The sequence below is a fragment of the Dyadobacter sp. CY347 genome (assembly GCF_021502655.1).
Lineage (GTDB): Bacteria > Bacteroidota > Bacteroidia > Cytophagales > Spirosomataceae > Dyadobacter.
The window spans coordinates 1,089,536-1,107,390 of record NZ_JAKFFT010000004.1 but is presented as its reverse complement, the minus strand read 5'-3'; the positions used below and the strand labels follow the sequence as shown (position 1 = coordinate 1,107,390).

Below are 17,855 nucleotides of genomic sequence, written 5' to 3'. Positions count from 1 at the left end.
AGTGTCAAGCATACGCTCAGGATTTAAAGGGTTGCATCTATGGCTACGCAATAGGTCATCGAAATTGATCGTATAGAAAGCCTGGGCGGAAGACCTGTACGAAGCCGACGTATATGTGCTTAAGCATGATTGGATCGCTTCAACAGTTAACTTGCCAGATGAACAATAACACAGCATGTAATTTGGCGGCTAAAAGAAACATGTTATTTCGTACTACATTTAAAACAAAGGATTCTTCCTGAAATAGGTGCTGCCTTCAAAACTCACAGAATAATCGGAATTGAAATGGGTGCTTTTTTGGTAGTAATCCGTAGTAATAATCTGCGCGCCTGATTGGCATGCTGCCTCAAATGTTGTTTTGTCATTCCTTCTTGCTTCGCGCGTATCCGAGTCCGCGCGGGTACGGATGAGGTAGCCTTTTTTTACCAGACCCGGTATTTCGGAAGCTTTGGCATTATTTCTGATCAGAAAAGCGGCTTCCGGTGTCCCTGGCAAAGCGTTGGCAAACATTGTCCTGCCGCGAAGCGAAGGATGCCCGGAAATGTACATATCCCGCTTGCTTCCCGAATCGTCGAGTACAAACACAAATTTCCCTTTTGCTTCTTTCAATGTTGGCCAGTTATCGTTTAACACGGCACTTTCGAGGGATTCAAACTTGCCCGTTACCTGATTGGGTGTGAGAATGTGCTTTTCGCCCAGATGTTCGAGCAGGATTTCGTCTAGGTTGTCAAAATCTTTGGCGGTAATGCCTTCCGTATTGCCATCAGTGGCAATTTCCCCTTTCACTTCAAGGGTAATGTATACCGGCGTATGGTCAGGATGCGCATCTGACCAGGCTTTCAGGCCTTGGAGACAATCGATCAGCGTAAAATAGTGCGTCCGGAAATCAAGGTCAGGCACATGCAGCACTTTGAAGCCGGGCTGTTTCATCTTGCCCTCCGGATCATATGGTTTCTGCCCGGCGACCATTTCAAGACCTTTTGGGTTTGCGTATTTTCCGCCTTTCTCGTCGGGATATACATCTATTTCAAGGTTGCGCAGGCCGAGGTCAAGCTGTGCAGTAATCGGAATGTGCTCATAGTCAATCGAGCTTGCCGCAGCAGAATCTTTTTGTGTAAATGCTTTAAACAGCAACGGGTCTATGGCTTGTTTATAGCTGTTGTGAGAACCGATTACCTGCGTTTTATTGATTTTTAAATGATCATCCGTTTGGGCAAAAACGGGAAAACAGCAGGCAAGCAACAAACCTAATAGCGCTTTCATTGGTGATGGTTTAGTATGAGGCAAAGTTAAGCCGGCCAGAAAAGACTACCGTATTAACTTTTTGTTACCAGCGGGAGATGCATCCGAAGCGAGAACCAGGTAACATTTTGTTAACGGAATGGTAACGCGAGTTAACGGCCATTCTACCCACCCGAAAGTACTTTTGACCCTTGATCAAAAGTAAAAAATCAAATCTATGCTTTCAAAATTACGTCTATCAAAGCTCGCATGTCTTTCTGCATGTTTGCCTTGGGCTGTACTTAGTATTAACCCGGTCCAGGCAATCCCTGTGGTTATCAATACGAAGCTTTCGTTTCAGGCAGAGAAGTCTTCAGATGCTGGGTCTGTTGCACAGTCTATCTCAGGTTCGGTTACGGATGAAGCCGGGGCGCCGCTGCCGGGTGCTACGGTTGTGGTTAAAGGAACAACAAGAGGCACATCGACCAACGCCGAAGGGAAATTTGTGATAGAGGCCGATGCCAATGCGGTTCTGGAAGTTTCTTTTATTGGATATGCTGCAAAACAAGTTCCGCTTAACGGACAATCGTCAATCGTTATCCAATTAACCCAGGACCTGGCGCAACTAAATGAGGTTGTTGTGGTTGGTTACGGTACTCAGAAAAGGTCGGACATTACCGGCGCTATTTCTTCGCTTAACAGTGAAAGTTTTAACAGGGGCGTCGTCACAAACCCGGGCGAATTGCTGCAAGGTAAACTGGCCGGTGTTTCCATTGCCGCCAATAGCGGTGAACCCGGTGCTGCGCAGGACATTATCATCAGGGGTATCGGCAGCTTGCGCTCCGGAACGCAGCCGCTGTATGTGGTCGACGGATTTTTGCTGGACAATTCCAACACCGGCGTTCCCACCAATCCACTCAACTTTATTAATCCTAATGACATCGAGAGCATTGATGTATTGAAAGACGCCAGTGCGACAGCTGTTTATGGATCCAGAGCATCTAACGGGGTTGTGGTAATCACGACTAAAAAAGGAAAAGGGAAACCGCAGCTGACGTTGTCTGCGTCGACGGCGATATCGTCGATGGCTAACAAAATAAATGTTTTCGATGCCGATGCATTCCGGAGGGAGGTTGTAGCCACTGGTGGAACCTTGCAGGATTTCGGGGCAAATACCAACTGGCAGGATGAACTGTCGCAGACAGGTGTATCAAGCAACCTCAACTTGTCGATGAGCGGAGCCAACAGTGAAAATTTTTCCTATTTCACTTCTGTGGGTTACCAGGATCAGGAAGGCATTTTAAAAAACAGCAGGCTGAAACGCTACTCGGGAAAATTGAATTTAAACCAAAAGGCATTCAACGGGCGCTTAAATATTGATTACAATTTAACGGCTTCCCGCACGGAAAATTTACGCCCGGATATCACTTCTACTATGAGTGATATGCTTAGTTTGAATCCCACGATTCCTCCTTTAACAGATGGCGTCCCTACTTTGTTGAACACGAACGCATTAAACCCGCTTGCCCGGTATAATTTGTTCAGCGACAAGGCTATTAACCACCGTATTCTGGCGAATATTTCACCCTCAATTGAAATCATCAATGGCCTTACTTACAAGTTGAATTTCGGTGTAGATTATTCTACTACAACCAGAAATCAGCAGTATAAGCCCTTTCCTGCGGTTATCAATGAATCCGATGTTTCCAATGGTGTGCTTGACAATGCAATAAGTGGAAATACGAATCAACTTGTTGAGAATACGCTGACCTATAACTGGGTCCGTGAGAACCATAATGTTACGCTCCTGGCGGGTCATTCTTTCCAAAAGTTTTTGGATGAAACCAGAATAACTACTTACCGCGGCTTTGCAACTAATAATATCGAGCCTATTTATCAGGATCACACAAGCACAACCGCATTTCCAACAGCGGTAAATGCGGAAGCTTTAAAAAATGAGCTGCAATCTTTTTTTGGAAGGGTAAATTATATTTATGCTGATAAATACATGTTCACCGGTACATTCCGCGCTGATGGATCTTCTAAATTCGGCCAGAATAATAAATACGGTTATTTCCCTTCATTCGCCTTGGGATGGAACATTAGCAAGGAAGATTTCATGAGTAGTTCGGCTTTCAGCAACCTCAAATTGCGCGCGAGCTGGGGAAGAACCGGTAATCAGGAAATTCCTTCCAAGATCACAAAAGCGAGCTATCTGGAACAGCGTTTACAAACGGGAACCGGAAGTGTAAGTACCTACCCGATCGATACCGACGCTACTGCACTGGAAGGCTTTCCGTACGGGATTATATACACGAGATTGGCCAACCCTAATTTGAAATGGGAAGTATCCACACAGGTGGATTTAGGAATTGACTTTGCCTTGTTCAAATCCAGAGTAACGGGTACATTGGATTATTTCAACAAGCAATCTTCCAATATTCTTCTTGAAGTTGTTCCCTCCGATCCGGTCCAGCCCACTTCAACCTACTGGAACAATATCCCGGACATGAAAATCCAGAATAATGGTTTCGAGCTTACATTGAATTACAGCAGCGATCCTAAGCGTGACTTCTCCTACAACATCGGGGGTAACTTCACCTACATTCAGAATAAAGTGAAGAAGTCTCCTTATGCAGTGTTAGCCACTGGCGCTGCGCAGGGTGCCGGCCAATCCGGGGCAACTATTAACGGCTACATTAATGATCAGCCTCTGGGCGCATTCTACATGTATCAATTTGACGGAATAAATCCGGATAATGGTCAAAACGCATTCAGAGATACAAACGGTGATGGAGCGATATTGGATAATGACCGTGTTGTGGTCGGCAGCGCTATCCCAAAGATCATTTATGGATATAACCTTAATCTGAAATACAAGTCTTTTGATCTGGGTTTGAATTTTAATGGTGTAGCCGGCAATAAGGTTTACAACCATACGACTATGACGTTGTTCAGCAGGGCATTACTGGCCAAATCCAACAACACAACTGATTTCGCCACGCAATACCCGAATGAGGCGTTGAGCAATGCCAATGTTGTGTCGACCCGATATCTGGAAAACGGCTCTTTCATGCGATTGAATAATGCTACCCTTGCTTACAACCTGAACCTAACAGGAACCAAGCTGGCGAACGCCATTCAACGTGCCAGTCTTACATTAACCGGTCAGAATTTATTTGTTGTCAGCAGTTATTCTGGTTTCGATCCCGAAGTGAATACGGGATCGGCTTCCGGCGGCATTCAGACATTTGGAATTGACCGCTTTACTTATCCAAGAGCAAGGACTTTCCTGCTTGGTTTGAATGTGACATTTTAATAGAACAAAAAAAGATTAGCTACGATTCGTTGAAAATCAAATCATAATGAAAAATACAGGATTTTACAGAGGGTTGACGGCAGTGGGGTTGCTACTGGCATTTATTGGTTGTACCAATTTGGAAGAGGATATTCTTGACGAATCGCTTACAGGAACGGGCCAGGCCCAACTTGTAAGCGGCTCCATAGCACCGGTATATGGTCTGCTGCGGTCGGGTGTATGGCTGCATACAAACCAATTCGGACTGCAAGAGGTTGCCTCTGACGAGGGTATCCTTCCTTATCGCGGCGGCACCGACTGGTATGATGGCGGTAAGTTCATCGCGGTTCACCAGCACCTGATGACCCCAAGTAATGGGCTCGTAGGCGATACTTGGACGCAAATTACCCTTACTTTATCGAGAGCCGTTATTGCTGCGGAAAGGTTAAGCGAAGCAGGTAAAGCTGGTAATGCAAGTGCGCAGGCTGGTTACTATGAAATGCTTGCTATGAAGGCGTACCTCAATATGCTGGCACTGGACAACTGGGGTTTGGTCTTCAAGAAAGAGCTTTCGAGTGAGGTGTCCCAGGTTCTGAGAGGCCAGGAAGCAATTACTTATCTCGAAAGCGAACTGTTATCGGTGGTTGACCTAATCCGTAAGGAAAATGATCCCGGCAGGTTGAATCAAAATGCGGTGAAGGCTTTGCTGGCGCGTTTGTATTTGAATGCCGCAGTCTATCGCAATCCGTATGGTACGCCTGAGTTCAGTAAGGAGGATATGGATAAGGTGATTAAATATACCAATGAGATTATTGCCGGACCCTATGCCCTGTCTCCTGAATACTTCGATCTGTTCAGCGACGACAACCATACTAATAAAGAGCTCATTTTTGCACTCGACCAGCGTGGAGTACTGGAAACAGACCAACAGCGCTGGGCGTACTGGTCGATTTCCGGTGACCAGATCCCAAGACCAGAGTTCCCAAACACGCGCGGAACAGACGCGGTTGCCGCAACGCCTGATTTTTACCAAACCTGGGTGGATGCCAATGGCAATATCGATCCAGCCGACGCGGACGCACGTTTTTTCAAGAAAAACACGATTGTTCCTGAAAACTTGAAAAACTTAACAGGCGTTACGCCTTTGAATGATGCCGAGCATTATTATTCCGTAGATGCCACGAAGTTTGAAATGGACAGAGGGATTTTGCGCGGAATCATCTGGGGGCCCAGAAAAGACGGAAGCGGCAATATTTTAAAATCTGCCGACGGCAAAGTAAGGATATATCCGGTGATCAACAAAAGAACCAGCGGGGCCAACCTGACTTATGTAAACCATATACTCAATGTAGATTTCACTGGCCCGGGCAGCTTGCACAATACCGGCTACCGTTTTTCAAAGTATCAGTTCAGCCATACCGGTAACAATTGCTGCAGTTACAGCAGTGTCGACCTAGTGTTGATTCGCCTTGGAGAAATCTACCTGATGCGTGCCGAAGCGAAGCTTAGAAATGGCGACAATGCTGGTGCTCTGGCTGATGTCAATACACTGAGAACTTCAAGAAATGCACGGCCAGCCCAAACTCCGAAAGCGCTGACTAAAATTGACCTTGACATCTTATTCCGTGAGTCAGGATTTGAACTGTACTGGGAGGCTTTCAGAAGAAATTACCAGATCCGGTTTGGAAAATATGAAGGCACCTGGACAGGAAAAACGGATAAGAGCGTCGACAAGCGATTGTTCCCAATTCCTCAGCGAGCCATCGACGGAGCTTCCGCCGATGAAGGATTTTTGGTACAAAATCAGGGATATTAATTCCACCCAAAATCAAAATGAGGCTGCTCGGAATCGGGCAGCCTCATTTTTTTCATGAAATTTTAATTTTTAATGACATTTAAAATTAATTTGTCATTGAGCGCTTTTTAATCGCCTCATTTATTTTGTCATTCAATTCAATGAAATAGGACTCCAGCGTATCTGTTACCTCCATCAAATAACCATTGTTTATCAATACCATCATCTCTGTACCATCCCTTAGCTTCACTGTTTCCACTGATTTTATTGTTAAAAAATCAGCTCTTGATTCCTCTGTTATGTCGTTAATGCTGATGTTTAAATTTGATTTTATTCTGATTGCCTTTCTAATTTGACTCCATGCTGCATTTAATGTTTTGGAGTAGATAGCGGCATCATTAATTATTTTATTATGTAAACGACTAGGCTCTGCTATGGCTAAAACTTTCTCGTCGAGTAAGCTTACTTCATTTACCAAAACATTACGCGTCTCTATTAATGTCTCTTCAAATATTGCTATTTCGCTAGCCAACAACTCTTTCCATATTGCGAAACCTCGTCTTTTAGCGATCTCATTTTCAATTGCATAAACATGCTTTAATTTATACTCTATGAGTGCTGAGTTATCAGGGTTAATAAGAATATCTATCTCTTCATTTATTTTTTTATCGAGCTTACTTTGCTCTTTGTGTAATTCATAGCTTGTTTGTTTTAAAGTTCTTTTGTGGCTCTCCAATAACAAATTCATGCGGCGGTCTAAGGCTTCTATAAATATTGATTCAAAAAACCGCACTTTCTTCATTCGTAATGCTACTAAATTAGGTTGTAGGAAATACTACATCAATGGGCAACCTTTCTCAACAGCATCTTTGCGGCATGCAAACAAAGTGGTCAGGATGGCAACAAACAAAGTAGCCTTTTTTATAGAAATGAAGTTTCATTTCAAATTAAGCATATGATATATTAATAGAATGTTAAATAACATTAGCTTAACATCAGATAAATTATTTTGCAAGAAAACCTCAGATGGAAATTTTCTTAATGGTCCTGGGCGGGCTTGGTCTGTTCCTTTTTGCAGTTAATAACCTTTCTGATACGCTAAAAGAGCTTATCGGCAACAAGGCTAATAAATGGCTGGATTTATTTACCAAAAATCTGCTTACTTCTGTCATTACCGGTACGGTTGCAACGATTCTGCTGGATTCTTCTTCTGCGGTAATAATTATGACCATTGTCCTGGTCAATGCAGGAGCCTTAACCTTTCGCCAGTCGCTAGGGATCGTGATGGGGGCTAACATTGGCACCACCTTTTCGAGTCAACTCATCGCCCTGGATATCGGTCAGTATTCCCCTATCCCCATCTTTTTGGGGCTTGTGTTTAGTTTTATTTCAAAGAATGAAAAAATTTCCAAAACAGCCCGGGTTGTGCTTTTCTTTGGCATTTTGTTCTTTGGGCTTTACACCATGGAAAGGGCCGTTGAACCCTTGAAAGACCATAAACAATTTCTATCATGGATGGAAAAGCTTGATAGCCCCCTACGTGGGACATTGATAGGCGCATTGGTTACGCTGGTGATCCAGTCTTCGTCAGCTACCGTGGGCATGGTGATTACTCTGGCTAAGAAAGAGCTCATCAATCTGCCCGGCGCAATCGCTGTTATGCTGGGCGCAGAATTGGGAACATGCTCGGATACTTTGATGGCCACCATCCGTTCGGACCGGCAGGCTGTCAAAACGGGTTTGTTTCACTTATTATTTAACATCATCTGCATTGTCCTGGGTTTATCGGTATTTCCTTTTTTTAACACCTTCATTCAGTGGGTATCGAGGGATGCGGGAATGCAGCAAAAGATAGCCAATGCGCATATGATTTTTAACATAGCCGGGGTGGTGCTTTTCTTTCCTTTGATCCCTTTTGTCGAAAAGCTTCTCAACCGGTTTCTGCCAGAAAAACAGAAAGAAGCCCAGCAGGCCGAACCATCGGCTGCTGCGTAAAATGAGACTTCTTTGTTTCCAAAAAGTTGCATAATTGTGGCAATCACAAAAGAGTGTGCCTACAACCGCTTTGATCGGTAGCCGATGGTTAGTGACTTAGATGTAACTAAAAAGCTGTGCGGTGATTTGATCCGCACAGCTTTTTTATACGTCAGGGCCTTATGCCGTTATCGTTTCAGAATGCCCTATCGTGGTGGCGGTCGTAGGCGAAGTGATGCTGGCCACATAGCGCCATTCACTCACAACCTTACTTGTGCTGAACTTTGCCATCACATATCCGCGCCTGGATGCATCCAGGTATTGCAGGTCATCTACGAGCAGGGCAAGCGCCTGCTCAAAACCGCCAAGTGATGCCGGGTCGGCGCCAAGATATTCTTCAAAGCCAGGTGAGGTAACAGAGGGAGCTGCCAGCTCGCGGCCTGCCTGGGACTTATCATTGGCGTTCAAATGTGAATACCAGCCATTGTGCGAATCACCTGCAAGCGCAATCAGTTTTTTGCCTTTTGCCATGGCATACACTGTTTCACGCTCGATCGGATAACCATCCCATGCATCAAGGTTATAGGGCAGCACCGTTTGTATCCGTGCTTTCTCCTGCGCTGTCAAGGTAGGATCACCAGCCAAAAAACGTGCTTTTAATTGCGTAAGTGTGCCCAGTAATGTCTGGAACATCTTGAATGTGGCAGGGCTTGCCGAGCCAGTCGCATTTACTTCACCAACAATCTGTACAATAGCCATCAGCAATTCAGCCGGAACGTACATTTTACCCATCAATACTTGTTGGCCCAAAACCTGCCATGCACCTTTGCCCGACCCAATGGCCGAGCCAAGCCAGTTGAGCTGCTCTTTTCCCAAGATCGTGCGGTCGGAGTTAAGCCAGTCTTTCTGAAAAGCGGCCGCGTCCAGTCCCGTTTGCGTAAAATAATCTGAATAGGAAAGCTGCTTGTCGCGGCCAATGATACGGGTATCGAGCATATGCAGATCCATGATGTTACCAAACGAGAAGCTCCTGTAAATCTTCTCATCAATCAGTGTTCTTACGCCAATGTATTCGTGGTAGGCTTTGATGGCGCGCTGTTTACGCTCCTGGAAGGAGCCCTCATTCTGGTTATGGTTCTGGGCACCGTCTTTGAAAGCGTCATTGGCTACTTCGTGATCGTCCCAAACACAGATAAATGGCTTTTTCTGGTGTGCCAATTGTAGCTGTGGATCGCTGCGGTATTGTTTGAAACGGGTCCGGTAATCGTCCAGGGACAGGATTTCATTCTCCGGCTTATGAAGACGCGCCAGCGCAATGGTATCCGGATTGGAACCGTACTGACCAGCACCGTATTCATAAATGTAGTCCCCTAAATGTAAAACAACATCTGCCTCCGAAGCAGCAATGGCCCCGTAGACATTGAATAAGCCTGCCGGATAGTTTGAACACGAGCAAACTGCAAGTTTGACCTCCAAGTTTAAATTACTGTTAAGCTATCTTGAAGCAATCGTGGTTCGTCATGTGGATTAACATTTTGTTAAGCTTTCATAACTGAACCGCTTGCAATTTTACCAGTGGCTAATTTTGCTTTTTATCACTCACCATTTACAGGATGAAAAACAAAAATTTACTCGCGCTGACTTTACTTGCTGGTGCCACATTCAGTTGCACCGACCATTTCCCCCAAGAGCCGCAAACCCCGATGGCATTCAAAGAAGTCGCCTCCATTGATTTGGGCGAAACTGCTGCTTCTGAAATTTCGGCTTATGATGCTGCCACGGCCAGGCTTTTCACAGTAAATAATGAATCCTCAGCCAAAGTGGATGTACTGGATTTGTCGGCATTCCCAACCGTTACCAAATTGCAGTCGATAGATATCTCACAGCTTGGCGGTGTTGCCAACAGCGTCGCGGTGTCCAATGGCAAACTGGCTATTGCGCTGGAAGCAACCAGCAAACAGGCCAATGGAAGCGTGATCGTATTAGATACCAAAACATTGGTTACGATCAAGCAGATTACAGTGGGCGCCTTACCGGATATGGTAACATTCAGTCCGGATGGCAAATACATTGTAACGGCAAACGAAGGTGAGCCTAATGCGGATTATACCGTTGACCCGGAAGGATCTGTCTCCATTATCAATGTTACCGAAAACTATAATGTAAAAACGCTCACGTTCGGAGCATTTGCCAGTACTTATAACCAGTTAGCCTCGGAAGGCTTCCGCGTTTATGGCCCGGGCGCAAGTTTTGCTCAGGACATTGAGCCGGAATACGTTGCCATTTCAAGTGATTCCAAAAAGGCGTTTGTAACGCTTCAGGAAAACAACGGAATTGCTGAGTTAGACCTAACCACCGGGACCATTTTGAAACTGCACCCACTTGGAACAAAGGATATCAGCAAGCTGATCAATGCAATGGATGCTAGCGATAAGGACAATAAGATCGCAATGGCAACTTGGCCTGTCAAATCATTCTACTTACCGGATGCTATCGCACCGTTTACCTCAAATGGTTCGGACTACCTGATTACGGCCAATGAAGGCGACGCACGCGAGTATTCTGCTTTTGACGAGCAGAAAAGGGTAAGCGCGCTTTCACTGGACGCAGCAGCTTTTCCGGATGCCGTTTCTTTAAAGAAACCTGAAAACCTGGGCCGTTTACGCGTTACCAGTACGCGTGGGGACATTGACAATGATGGAGATTATGATGTGCTTTACGGATTTGGAGGTCGCGGTTTCAGCATTTTTAATGCATCTACCGGCCAGCTTGTTTTTGATTCAGCAAGCTCACTTGAAGAGGAAGCCATCAAAGCCGGAATCTACGACGATGACCGCTCCGATGACAAAGGTGTGGAGCCAGAAGGTGTTACGATTGGCATCATTGAAAATAAACCTGTCGCTTTCATTGCACTGGAACGCGTGGATGCAGTGGCCATTTATGATTTGAGTAACCCGGCCGCGCCGAAATTTCTTCAAATGCTAAAAACCGGCGATGCACCCGAAGGTGTACTCTACGTTGCGCCTGACAAAAGCCCTAATGGCAAGGGCATGCTGGTCACAAGCAACGAAGGCGATGGAACTGTTAAGTTTTATCAGATTTAAAAATGGGATACTTGCATAGCCGGACAGCAATGTCCGGCTTCATTTATGATCTCCATGAAAAGAATATTATTATGTATTTGCTTCGCAGCTAGCTTCCCTGTTTTGGGCCAACAAGTAAATGCCCAGTTCCCCCAGGGACATTCGCACAATGATTATCTTCAGCCCGCACCATTTGCGTTGGCATATCAACAGGGATTTGGCTCCGTTGAAGCTGATGTGTTCTTAATTAATGACTCACTTTTCGTGGCACACGAAAAAACGCAGATCGATCCGTCACGCACTTTGATGGTCGCCCAGGTGTTGAATATACGCCTGAGCAATGGAAACGCATTGGTCTGATCAGCCAGGATTTTGGACGTTTTTCAAAATGGAACGGGAAAGGCATTCCAGTGGAAGAAGATCGCATTAAGCTAATTGCTGCTGTCAAAGGGGCGCACGACCAGCAGAAACCATTCCGTTTCTGGGCGAGCCCAGACAATATAAATGCATGGAAACAGCTCATTAATCTAGGCGCTGATTACATCAACACTGATAAAGTTGCAGCACTGGGTAACTTCCTAAACGGGCGTGCAAAAGCAGAGTTTAAGGCGCAAAGCTTTCACAAAGTTTACAGGCCGACCTATCTCAATAATGATTCGAAAGGGACAGTTAAAAACATAATTCTGCTGATTGGCGATGGTATGGGGTTGGCGCAGATTCACGCATAGCAGTGGCTAGCTCATCAATTAACCCTAACCTTCTCCTAAGTATTGCTTACTTTTCTTGTGAAACATATTTTACTAAATCAATCCCAATCCCATTGGGATCTGTGATGGCGAAATGCCTGTCGCCCCAAGGTTCGTCACGAAGCTCAATGGAGATGGCAACATCTTTCTTTTTGAGGTCTCGATAGAGTTTGTCAACGTCTTGAGTCTCGATAGTTAAATAAACTCCATTACCAGTAAAAGGCATTTGAAAAAGTGGCTGCTGGGAGGGATGTTCGGGTAAAAGAAAGCTGATCTCGGCAGACTTATCAGGAGTATGTAGCAAAAGATAAAATTCATTTTCAAATGTTACGCCAAAGCCCAACTTCTGGGTGTAAAATGCCTTTGTTTCAGCAATTTTTGAAGTGATTATTCCTGCATTCAGTTTCATGTTACTTGTCGTTTTAGGTGGGAGACTGCGTTGTGAAAAAGCAAGGTTGTCAAAACACAACGTGATTAAAATGAGTAAGATGGTTTTAGATTTCATATCCTTTCAGGTCTGATGTGCCTCACAAAGGTCGGTGTCCAGCCAAAAACAACATTGTAAAAAACGGACAAATGCTATCTTCCAAAAGCTTTGGAGGGTGTAACGCCATAAAAGTTTTTAAATTCCTTGATAAAATGGGCTTGATCAAAGTAACCGGCATCAAAGAAAAGTTTATTTTGACGAAGGCTCTGCTGCGAAGGTTTGGCACGAAGAATGTTTTGAAACCGTATGACCTGGCTGAATGTTTTAGCTGAATCTCCAATGTAATATTCAAAAAGCCGGCGCAGTTGTCGGGCGCTTACACCGACGTCAAGATCCTTTTCGACATTAAGTACCCCAGAATTTTGAAGAATTATTGATACTGCAGCTAACAATCTTGAATCAAGTTCTATGGCATGCTTTGAAATGAACTTCTCAAAATAATGATCCAGGTCCAATTTAATCTGTGCCAGGGTTGCTGTGTTCGAAATTTGGTTAGCAAGGAATTTTGCCGTTTTTGGTAGCACCAGATCCAAGCTTTCCCATCGGTTGCTTAAATCCAGGGCGTTAATTTTAAAAAGCATTGGAAACATGGCTGGCAAAAAACGGATACCAACATAATGAAATTGATTTTCGAGAGGAAATTCTGTATACTTCTTACAAAAGCCCATGATAAAACTTTCTTTTGGATCAGTCAGATCGAAATAGATATCAATACACCCATCGGCAACTACACGATAAGTAAAAGGTGCCTCTAACACCTGACAAGTTTTCAGTTCCCAGTAACAGTAAATATAATTTAGTAAGGGCTCCTCAGGTAAACATTCTGCATATAAAACCGAATCTGCCGAATTCCGGACCGTTGGCTGGACCGGCATATATAGCTGTCGAAAGTCCAATGAGTTGTTTAGCATCCTGAGTAAGGTTAAGAGGTTAACAGCCTCAAAAATAGTTGTCCTTATAACAATCGTTTCATCTTTACATGTTTAAATTTATTACCCCATATATTATTGCTAATGCAGAAATCAATAGAACATGACAAACTTAAACTGGCATTTGAAAGCCTGGTTGAAATCTCGGCACAGGAATGGGACTTTTTGAGCCAAGCCTTTACAGTGCGAGTTGTGGAAAGCAAAACAATGAAACGATTGAACCCTGCACATTACTGGTGCTCACCAAGGAAAAACTTGACTTCCTTTATGATAAGCTACCTAAAAGCCATGTGATTATGCGCAAAGTGATGGAAGCCCGTTTCATTGCCTCACAACAGCTACTATCGTCCTATATTCTAGCTGGTCCGCAAGAGCGCTATGAGCTTTTCGCGCAGCAATATCCGCATTTGGTGCAGCGCGTCCCACAATATATACTGGCATCATTCTTGGGTGTGACACCTGTCTCACTTAGTCGGATCCGTAACCGGATTACCCGTCAGGCGTAATTTCTTATCTTTTGTTAACCGGTGACGTGTATAGCGGCAGGTATCTTTGCAGCTAACTAATACGCAAATGATATGAATGCTACTATAAGATTTGTCCTGATTTTCGTCTTAGCGTTTCCCCTTCACAGTAATGCCCAGCGCCAATCATTTCAAAACCACTTTGAGCTGGAAGCAGATCCCATTGCATTCATATTGAGCGGTTATTCGCTGCATGCAGGATATACAGTGTCACACATCAGATTTGACCTTGGTGTTTTTGGGATCAAGCAACCCGACTTCGCCCTTGAAAACAAGCGCTTTTCCGTTTTTAGCTCAGGGTTGGGGGTAAAAGTGGATTATCTGTTACGCAAAAACAGAGGCGCATTCTTTGGCCTGCAATCTGATCACGCAACAGATAAAATCAGGCTGAAAACGAGCGAAGGATCAGAGTCTGTAAGTGGTCTTACTCTTGGATTTAGGACAGGATATCGTTTCATGTTTGGTAGCAAAGAAAATCAATATAACGGCGTATATCTGGTTCCATGGGTAGCTTTGATACATTCATTTAATCCCTCGATGGTTATCAGCGGTGGTCACCAATACAAACAATCGCAATGGTCTGTTTTTCCCACTGTTCACCTAGGATACCGGTTCTAAAAATGTGATTTAAAGTGATGGCAGATGAATATGGATACAAGTCATGATGCAACATAACCTCAGGAAGCTTCTTCCATGATCACGGAATAGGAATTTCACATGCAGAAGTAACATTAAAAAACCGCTCTACAAGCTCCTTGGGGGCGTGGCTAATATCTTTTGGAAAGAAAGAAAATCCAGCAGGAACGGACGCTTTTTGACCTGTTTTATCGAATGGATTCAGTTTTATTAGCGGGTTGTATTTGGCTGCCATGATTGCCTGGATCTCTTCCTGGTAGATGCGGATTGCTGAATCGATCGTTTGGGTGCCCCAGTAGATAGTAAGGTTAGTCAGTAATTCATCCTTTGATTTGACTGCTGACAGACAATTGCAATTCGTAAAAATTAGGCCAGGCCGGAGGTTAAAATCAAATGTTATTAATAATTCAATATGGCCACTTAGCTGCCAGAGAAACAGTTCAAAACCATAAAACTACCTTCACTCGAAGCACAGGTAAGCTTAGTGTATACGTAATTATTTTTGTCGGGATAAATTTTGCCATTTTCAGAATATCAAGGCAAGAAACACTGTCACTGAGTGAATAGTGCGTCTTTCCTATTGTGGTTTTGCAACATTTCAGCCGGATTCTTAGAGGGAAAATGCATTCCGTGCAAACAGTAGGTGACGCAGTCTTAAACATCCCTAGACCCGAAACAAGGACAGGTTTTACTAAATGAAATCATACTTCCACTTAGTGCTGATACACTAACGTATCAAAACATGGTTACCCCTGACTGTGCCTATGGCCATTGTGGCTGGATCTGAAAGAAATTTCTTTTTTCAACAATCAGAAGTTGACTATAAACAGCTGCCAGTGAATCCCGCATTTGGTCAGAGCGGTCCATCTTTGTAAAGTATCCTGGACTTTCCTGCTCGCAGTCTTGCTCTGGCTGTGGTATCTGATCGTCCATGATCGTTATTTTGGTTTGTATATTCACAACAAAACTGACGAAGTTGTGATTTGCTTGAATTCGGACATGACCTGCTCAAACTGCTGTTCAGATAGGCCGCTAGCCTGCATAAGCTGGTCTTTAATGATTTTTGGGCCATCTGCTGCAAACCCATATGTGGGCAAACCAAGCGCCAATGGGCTAAAATAATGGTCCTGTTTTTGCTGCTTTATCCAGATTTCGACAAAGGGCTCGATGGCGGTTTGGCGGGGCGCATAATACCCTCTTACAACCATTTTAACTTGTTTGCCAGTATCCATTGTGAAAATTTTCTCATAGACCATATAAATAAGTGTGTGGTGGCAAGTGTAAATTTACACAGAAGCTTTCTGGCGAACCACTACTTAACAATATGATAATTTGGACAGATGAAAATGCTGTTGTTTCCTACCTTATCAAAGGAAGTCAACTACTTAACGGAACTGGACGCCAATTCAATGCTGATCGTGCCAGCGCCTTAGCCAAGGCAGAGTTTAGAAGGGCTAATAATTTTAGGAGTATGTATAACCACGCACAGCTCCAAGGAGCCGAAAGTTACTTTGGTTTGACTAATTTAATTACGCAGCCATGCCTTATCATTCATGGTACCGACGATAAAATCTGGAATTACAGACATGCCTCGTTTCTTAAAAACCATTTAGCAAACTCTACTCTGATTACTCTTGAAGGTGCAGGACATGAATTACATGAAGCTGATTGGGGAAAGATAATTGCAGCTGCTACCCAGCATATCATTTCAATCCCATTAAGGAGTTAAAATTTAAAAAAACCTAGATATGCTTTGGCCATCCAATGTTTGCTATAACGAAGTGGATATACAGTGGATGATTGTTTACGAGCATAGTTCAGTCCCATGAATCCTTCGTCAGGACAAGCATTGACTAACACAAAGATTAAGAATAAAATGGACTGTCTCAAAAAACGTCTCATTTCCTGCTATGGGCGCTGTGGTCAGACTATCTAATCTTCGTGAAAAGTCGTTTAAGGTTTTGTCCTGTTGGTCTTATGTCTGTGTATGTATCAATAATTATCCTGTTTTTATAGATGATGAATGTGTTATTGATTTTAGGATTAATATTATTCAAATACACATCACTTTCATGATCACCTAATGACGGGACGAAAGTTATTGCCAGGTACCTGATATCCAGACTTTTTCCAAGGGCTTCCAGTTCCCGCTTGCGACTGGCTGCCGAATAGTTTTTCTCATTACCGTAAACAAAGTACACTTTCAGTTTATCAGCCGACTGCCTGCTTTCCAGTTCAAGAAAGTTTAGCCATTTCTTGATCTCACGCCAGCCAGGGCTATTGCCAACGAAATAGAGGATACCGTAATTTTTGCCATACTTACACACGGGGCAAGCAGTGCTCCCCTTGTCTGGGCCCCATACGTGAAAAGGGGTGAATGATGGGCTTTCCTCTCCAATTGAAAGGCCGGATTCTTGTAGCTTTCCGGGCGTTGATGGATAATTAGGAATTTTCAACCCTAAAATGATGTCGTGCTCGGCGGCCTGTATGCCGGAATGCTCTTGCAATCGTAATACGCCACTCCCTCCTCGCCTTTCCGCTTTCTTTCTTTCCGCGGCGGTTAGCAACGGATCATCGTCAAAAACAAATTCATCAATGTAATATTCATTGGCAATGCCTGGCTCTTTTATTGATGTGTGAATATGGGCCGGAATGGACTCATTGGGATATGCAGCAGGCTTTATCGTGTAAATGGCATAGCTGCCCGCAGCATCCGTCTTCACCCACCCGCGAATGTGCCCATGACGAAGTGCGCGCCTGTCAAGGGTTTGGTTTGGTGAATAGTAGCCGTTGTTGTCAGTTTGCCAATAATATATAACCACATTGGGAGCAGGCGTTGTGCCATCAATATGGTACACCTTCCCTGTGATCACCAACTTTTCACCCGCCTCTGTCCAACCAGCGCTGGTATCTACTTTGTTTATCAACTTTGGCATTCCAACATACATTACCTCACAGCCGTCGCAACCGCCACCGACGATCTGGCCGGGCATGCTCGAAGGTTTCAGCAGCGATTGTCCCTGGCAGCTCGGTATTGTTGCAGATGACAGAGCCAGCCAGGCAACACAAATAAAGTATTTCATGGTCATTTGGTTTTTGACCAAAAATAGATGGCTCAAAACAAATTTTATGAAGCATGAGATTGAGCTGATGGATTTTAAA

General features: G+C 44.2%; 18 protein-coding genes. 9 read left to right on the top strand and 9 right to left on the bottom strand.

Features of this window, described 5'->3' with window-relative positions; genetic code table 11:
• Positions 1 to 219 precede the first annotated feature (219 nt).
• Positions 220 to 1,263, bottom strand: coding sequence for a phosphatidylinositol-specific phospholipase C1-like protein (locus L0659_RS12795; protein WP_235126451.1), 1,044 nt, complete (start codon positions 1,261 to 1,263; stop codon positions 220 to 222).
• A gap of 196 nt (positions 1,264 to 1,459) precedes the next feature.
• Between L0659_RS12795 and L0659_RS12790 the strand changes: the two genes are divergently transcribed.
• Positions 1,460 to 4,540, top strand: coding sequence for a TonB-dependent receptor (locus L0659_RS12790; protein WP_235126450.1), 3,081 nt, complete (start codon positions 1,460 to 1,462; stop codon positions 4,538 to 4,540).
• A gap of 46 nt (positions 4,541 to 4,586) precedes the next feature.
• The gene (locus L0659_RS12785) at positions 4,587 to 6,335 is read left to right on the top strand and encodes a RagB/SusD family nutrient uptake outer membrane protein (protein ID WP_235126449.1); all 1,749 of its coding nucleotides are present in this window, start codon (positions 4,587 to 4,589) and stop codon (positions 6,333 to 6,335) included.
• Positions 6,336 to 6,420: 85 nt separating this feature from the next.
• Here L0659_RS12785 and L0659_RS12780 read toward each other — a convergent pair whose 3' ends face one another.
• A complete protein-coding gene (locus tag L0659_RS12780; RefSeq protein ID WP_235126447.1) occupies positions 6,421 to 7,116 on the bottom strand; it encodes a hypothetical protein in 696 nt (231 codons plus the stop codon).
• A gap of 224 nt (positions 7,117 to 7,340) precedes the next feature.
• On the opposite strand from L0659_RS12780, the gene L0659_RS12775 reads away from it, so the two are divergent.
• Positions 7,341 to 8,309: a Na/Pi cotransporter family protein gene (locus L0659_RS12775; RefSeq protein ID WP_235126446.1), complete on the top strand. Its 969-nt coding sequence runs from the start codon at positions 7,341 to 7,343 to the stop codon at positions 8,307 to 8,309.
• Positions 8,310 to 8,468: 159 nt separating this feature from the next.
• On the opposite strand, the gene L0659_RS12770 is transcribed toward L0659_RS12775, so the two are convergent.
• Positions 8,469 to 9,764, bottom strand: coding sequence for an alkaline phosphatase (locus tag L0659_RS12770; protein ID WP_235126445.1), 1,296 nt, complete (start codon positions 9,762 to 9,764; stop codon positions 8,469 to 8,471).
• A gap of 137 nt (positions 9,765 to 9,901) precedes the next feature.
• Between L0659_RS12770 and L0659_RS12765 the strand changes: the two genes are divergently transcribed.
• Genes L0659_RS12765 through L0659_RS12755 form a run of 3 tightly spaced genes read left to right on the top strand, consistent with a single transcriptional unit; the run spans position 9,902 to position 12,099 of the window.
• Entirely contained in the window at positions 9,902 to 11,392 is a 1,491-nt protein-coding gene (locus L0659_RS12765; protein ID WP_235126444.1) for a choice-of-anchor I family protein, read from the top strand.
• Positions 11,393 to 11,446: 54 nt separating this feature from the next.
• The gene (locus tag L0659_RS12760; RefSeq protein ID WP_235126442.1) at positions 11,447 to 11,731 is read left to right on the top strand and encodes a hypothetical protein; all 285 of its coding nucleotides are present in this window, start codon (positions 11,447 to 11,449) and stop codon (positions 11,729 to 11,731) included.
• 50 nt (positions 11,732 to 11,781) lie between these two features.
• Positions 11,782 to 12,099 carry a hypothetical protein gene (locus tag L0659_RS12755; RefSeq protein WP_235126440.1) on the top strand — a complete coding sequence of 106 codons (318 nt, stop codon included), beginning with the start codon at positions 11,782 to 11,784 and terminating at the stop codon, positions 12,097 to 12,099.
• Between the two features lie 46 nt (positions 12,100 to 12,145).
• Here the strand turns inward: L0659_RS12755 and L0659_RS12750 are convergent, their stop codons facing one another.
• Complete coding sequence (locus L0659_RS12750) at positions 12,146 to 12,526, bottom strand: VOC family protein (protein ID WP_235126439.1); 381 nt, start codon at positions 12,524 to 12,526, stop codon at positions 12,146 to 12,148.
• Between the two features lie 170 nt (positions 12,527 to 12,696).
• Complete coding sequence (locus L0659_RS12745; protein ID WP_255727313.1) at positions 12,697 to 13,479, bottom strand: helix-turn-helix domain-containing protein; 783 nt, start codon at positions 13,477 to 13,479, stop codon at positions 12,697 to 12,699.
• Between the two features lie 209 nt (positions 13,480 to 13,688).
• Here L0659_RS12745 and L0659_RS12740 point away from each other — a divergent pair, with 209 nt between their 5' ends.
• Both L0659_RS12740 and L0659_RS12735 read left to right on the top strand, forming a co-directional pair.
• Positions 13,689 to 14,039, top strand: a complete 351-nt coding sequence (locus L0659_RS12740; RefSeq protein ID WP_235126435.1) for a Crp/Fnr family transcriptional regulator — start codon at positions 13,689 to 13,691, stop codon at positions 14,037 to 14,039.
• A gap of 72 nt (positions 14,040 to 14,111) precedes the next feature.
• Positions 14,112 to 14,675, top strand: coding sequence for a hypothetical protein (locus L0659_RS12735; RefSeq protein ID WP_235126433.1), 564 nt, complete (start codon positions 14,112 to 14,114; stop codon positions 14,673 to 14,675).
• Between the two features lie 79 nt (positions 14,676 to 14,754).
• Here the strand turns inward: L0659_RS12735 and L0659_RS12730 are convergent, their stop codons facing one another.
• The 3 genes from L0659_RS12730 to L0659_RS12720 all read right to left on the bottom strand — a co-directional run bounded on the left by L0659_RS12730 (position 14,755) and on the right by L0659_RS12720 (position 15,901).
• On the bottom strand, positions 14,755 to 14,928 hold the full coding sequence (locus tag L0659_RS12730; RefSeq protein ID WP_235126431.1) for a hypothetical protein: 174 nt from the start codon (positions 14,926 to 14,928) through the stop codon (positions 14,755 to 14,757).
• 527 nt (positions 14,929 to 15,455) lie between these two features.
• Positions 15,456 to 15,626 carry a hypothetical protein gene (locus tag L0659_RS12725; RefSeq protein ID WP_235126428.1) on the bottom strand — a complete coding sequence of 57 codons (171 nt, stop codon included), beginning with the start codon at positions 15,624 to 15,626 and terminating at the stop codon, positions 15,456 to 15,458.
• A 23-nt stretch (positions 15,627 to 15,649) separates the two neighbouring features.
• Positions 15,650 to 15,901 carry a hypothetical protein gene (locus L0659_RS12720; protein WP_235126427.1) on the bottom strand — a complete coding sequence of 84 codons (252 nt, stop codon included), beginning with the start codon at positions 15,899 to 15,901 and terminating at the stop codon, positions 15,650 to 15,652.
• A gap of 116 nt (positions 15,902 to 16,017) precedes the next feature.
• Between L0659_RS12720 and L0659_RS12715 the strand changes: the two genes are divergently transcribed.
• Entirely contained in the window at positions 16,018 to 16,422 is a 405-nt protein-coding gene (locus L0659_RS12715; protein ID WP_235126426.1) for an alpha/beta fold hydrolase, read from the top strand.
• Positions 16,423 to 16,621: 199 nt separating this feature from the next.
• On the opposite strand, the gene L0659_RS12710 is transcribed toward L0659_RS12715, so the two are convergent.
• Positions 16,622 to 17,776, bottom strand: coding sequence for an intradiol ring-cleavage dioxygenase (locus L0659_RS12710; protein WP_235126425.1), 1,155 nt, complete (start codon positions 17,774 to 17,776; stop codon positions 16,622 to 16,624).
• Positions 17,777 to 17,855: the final 79 nt, after the last annotated feature.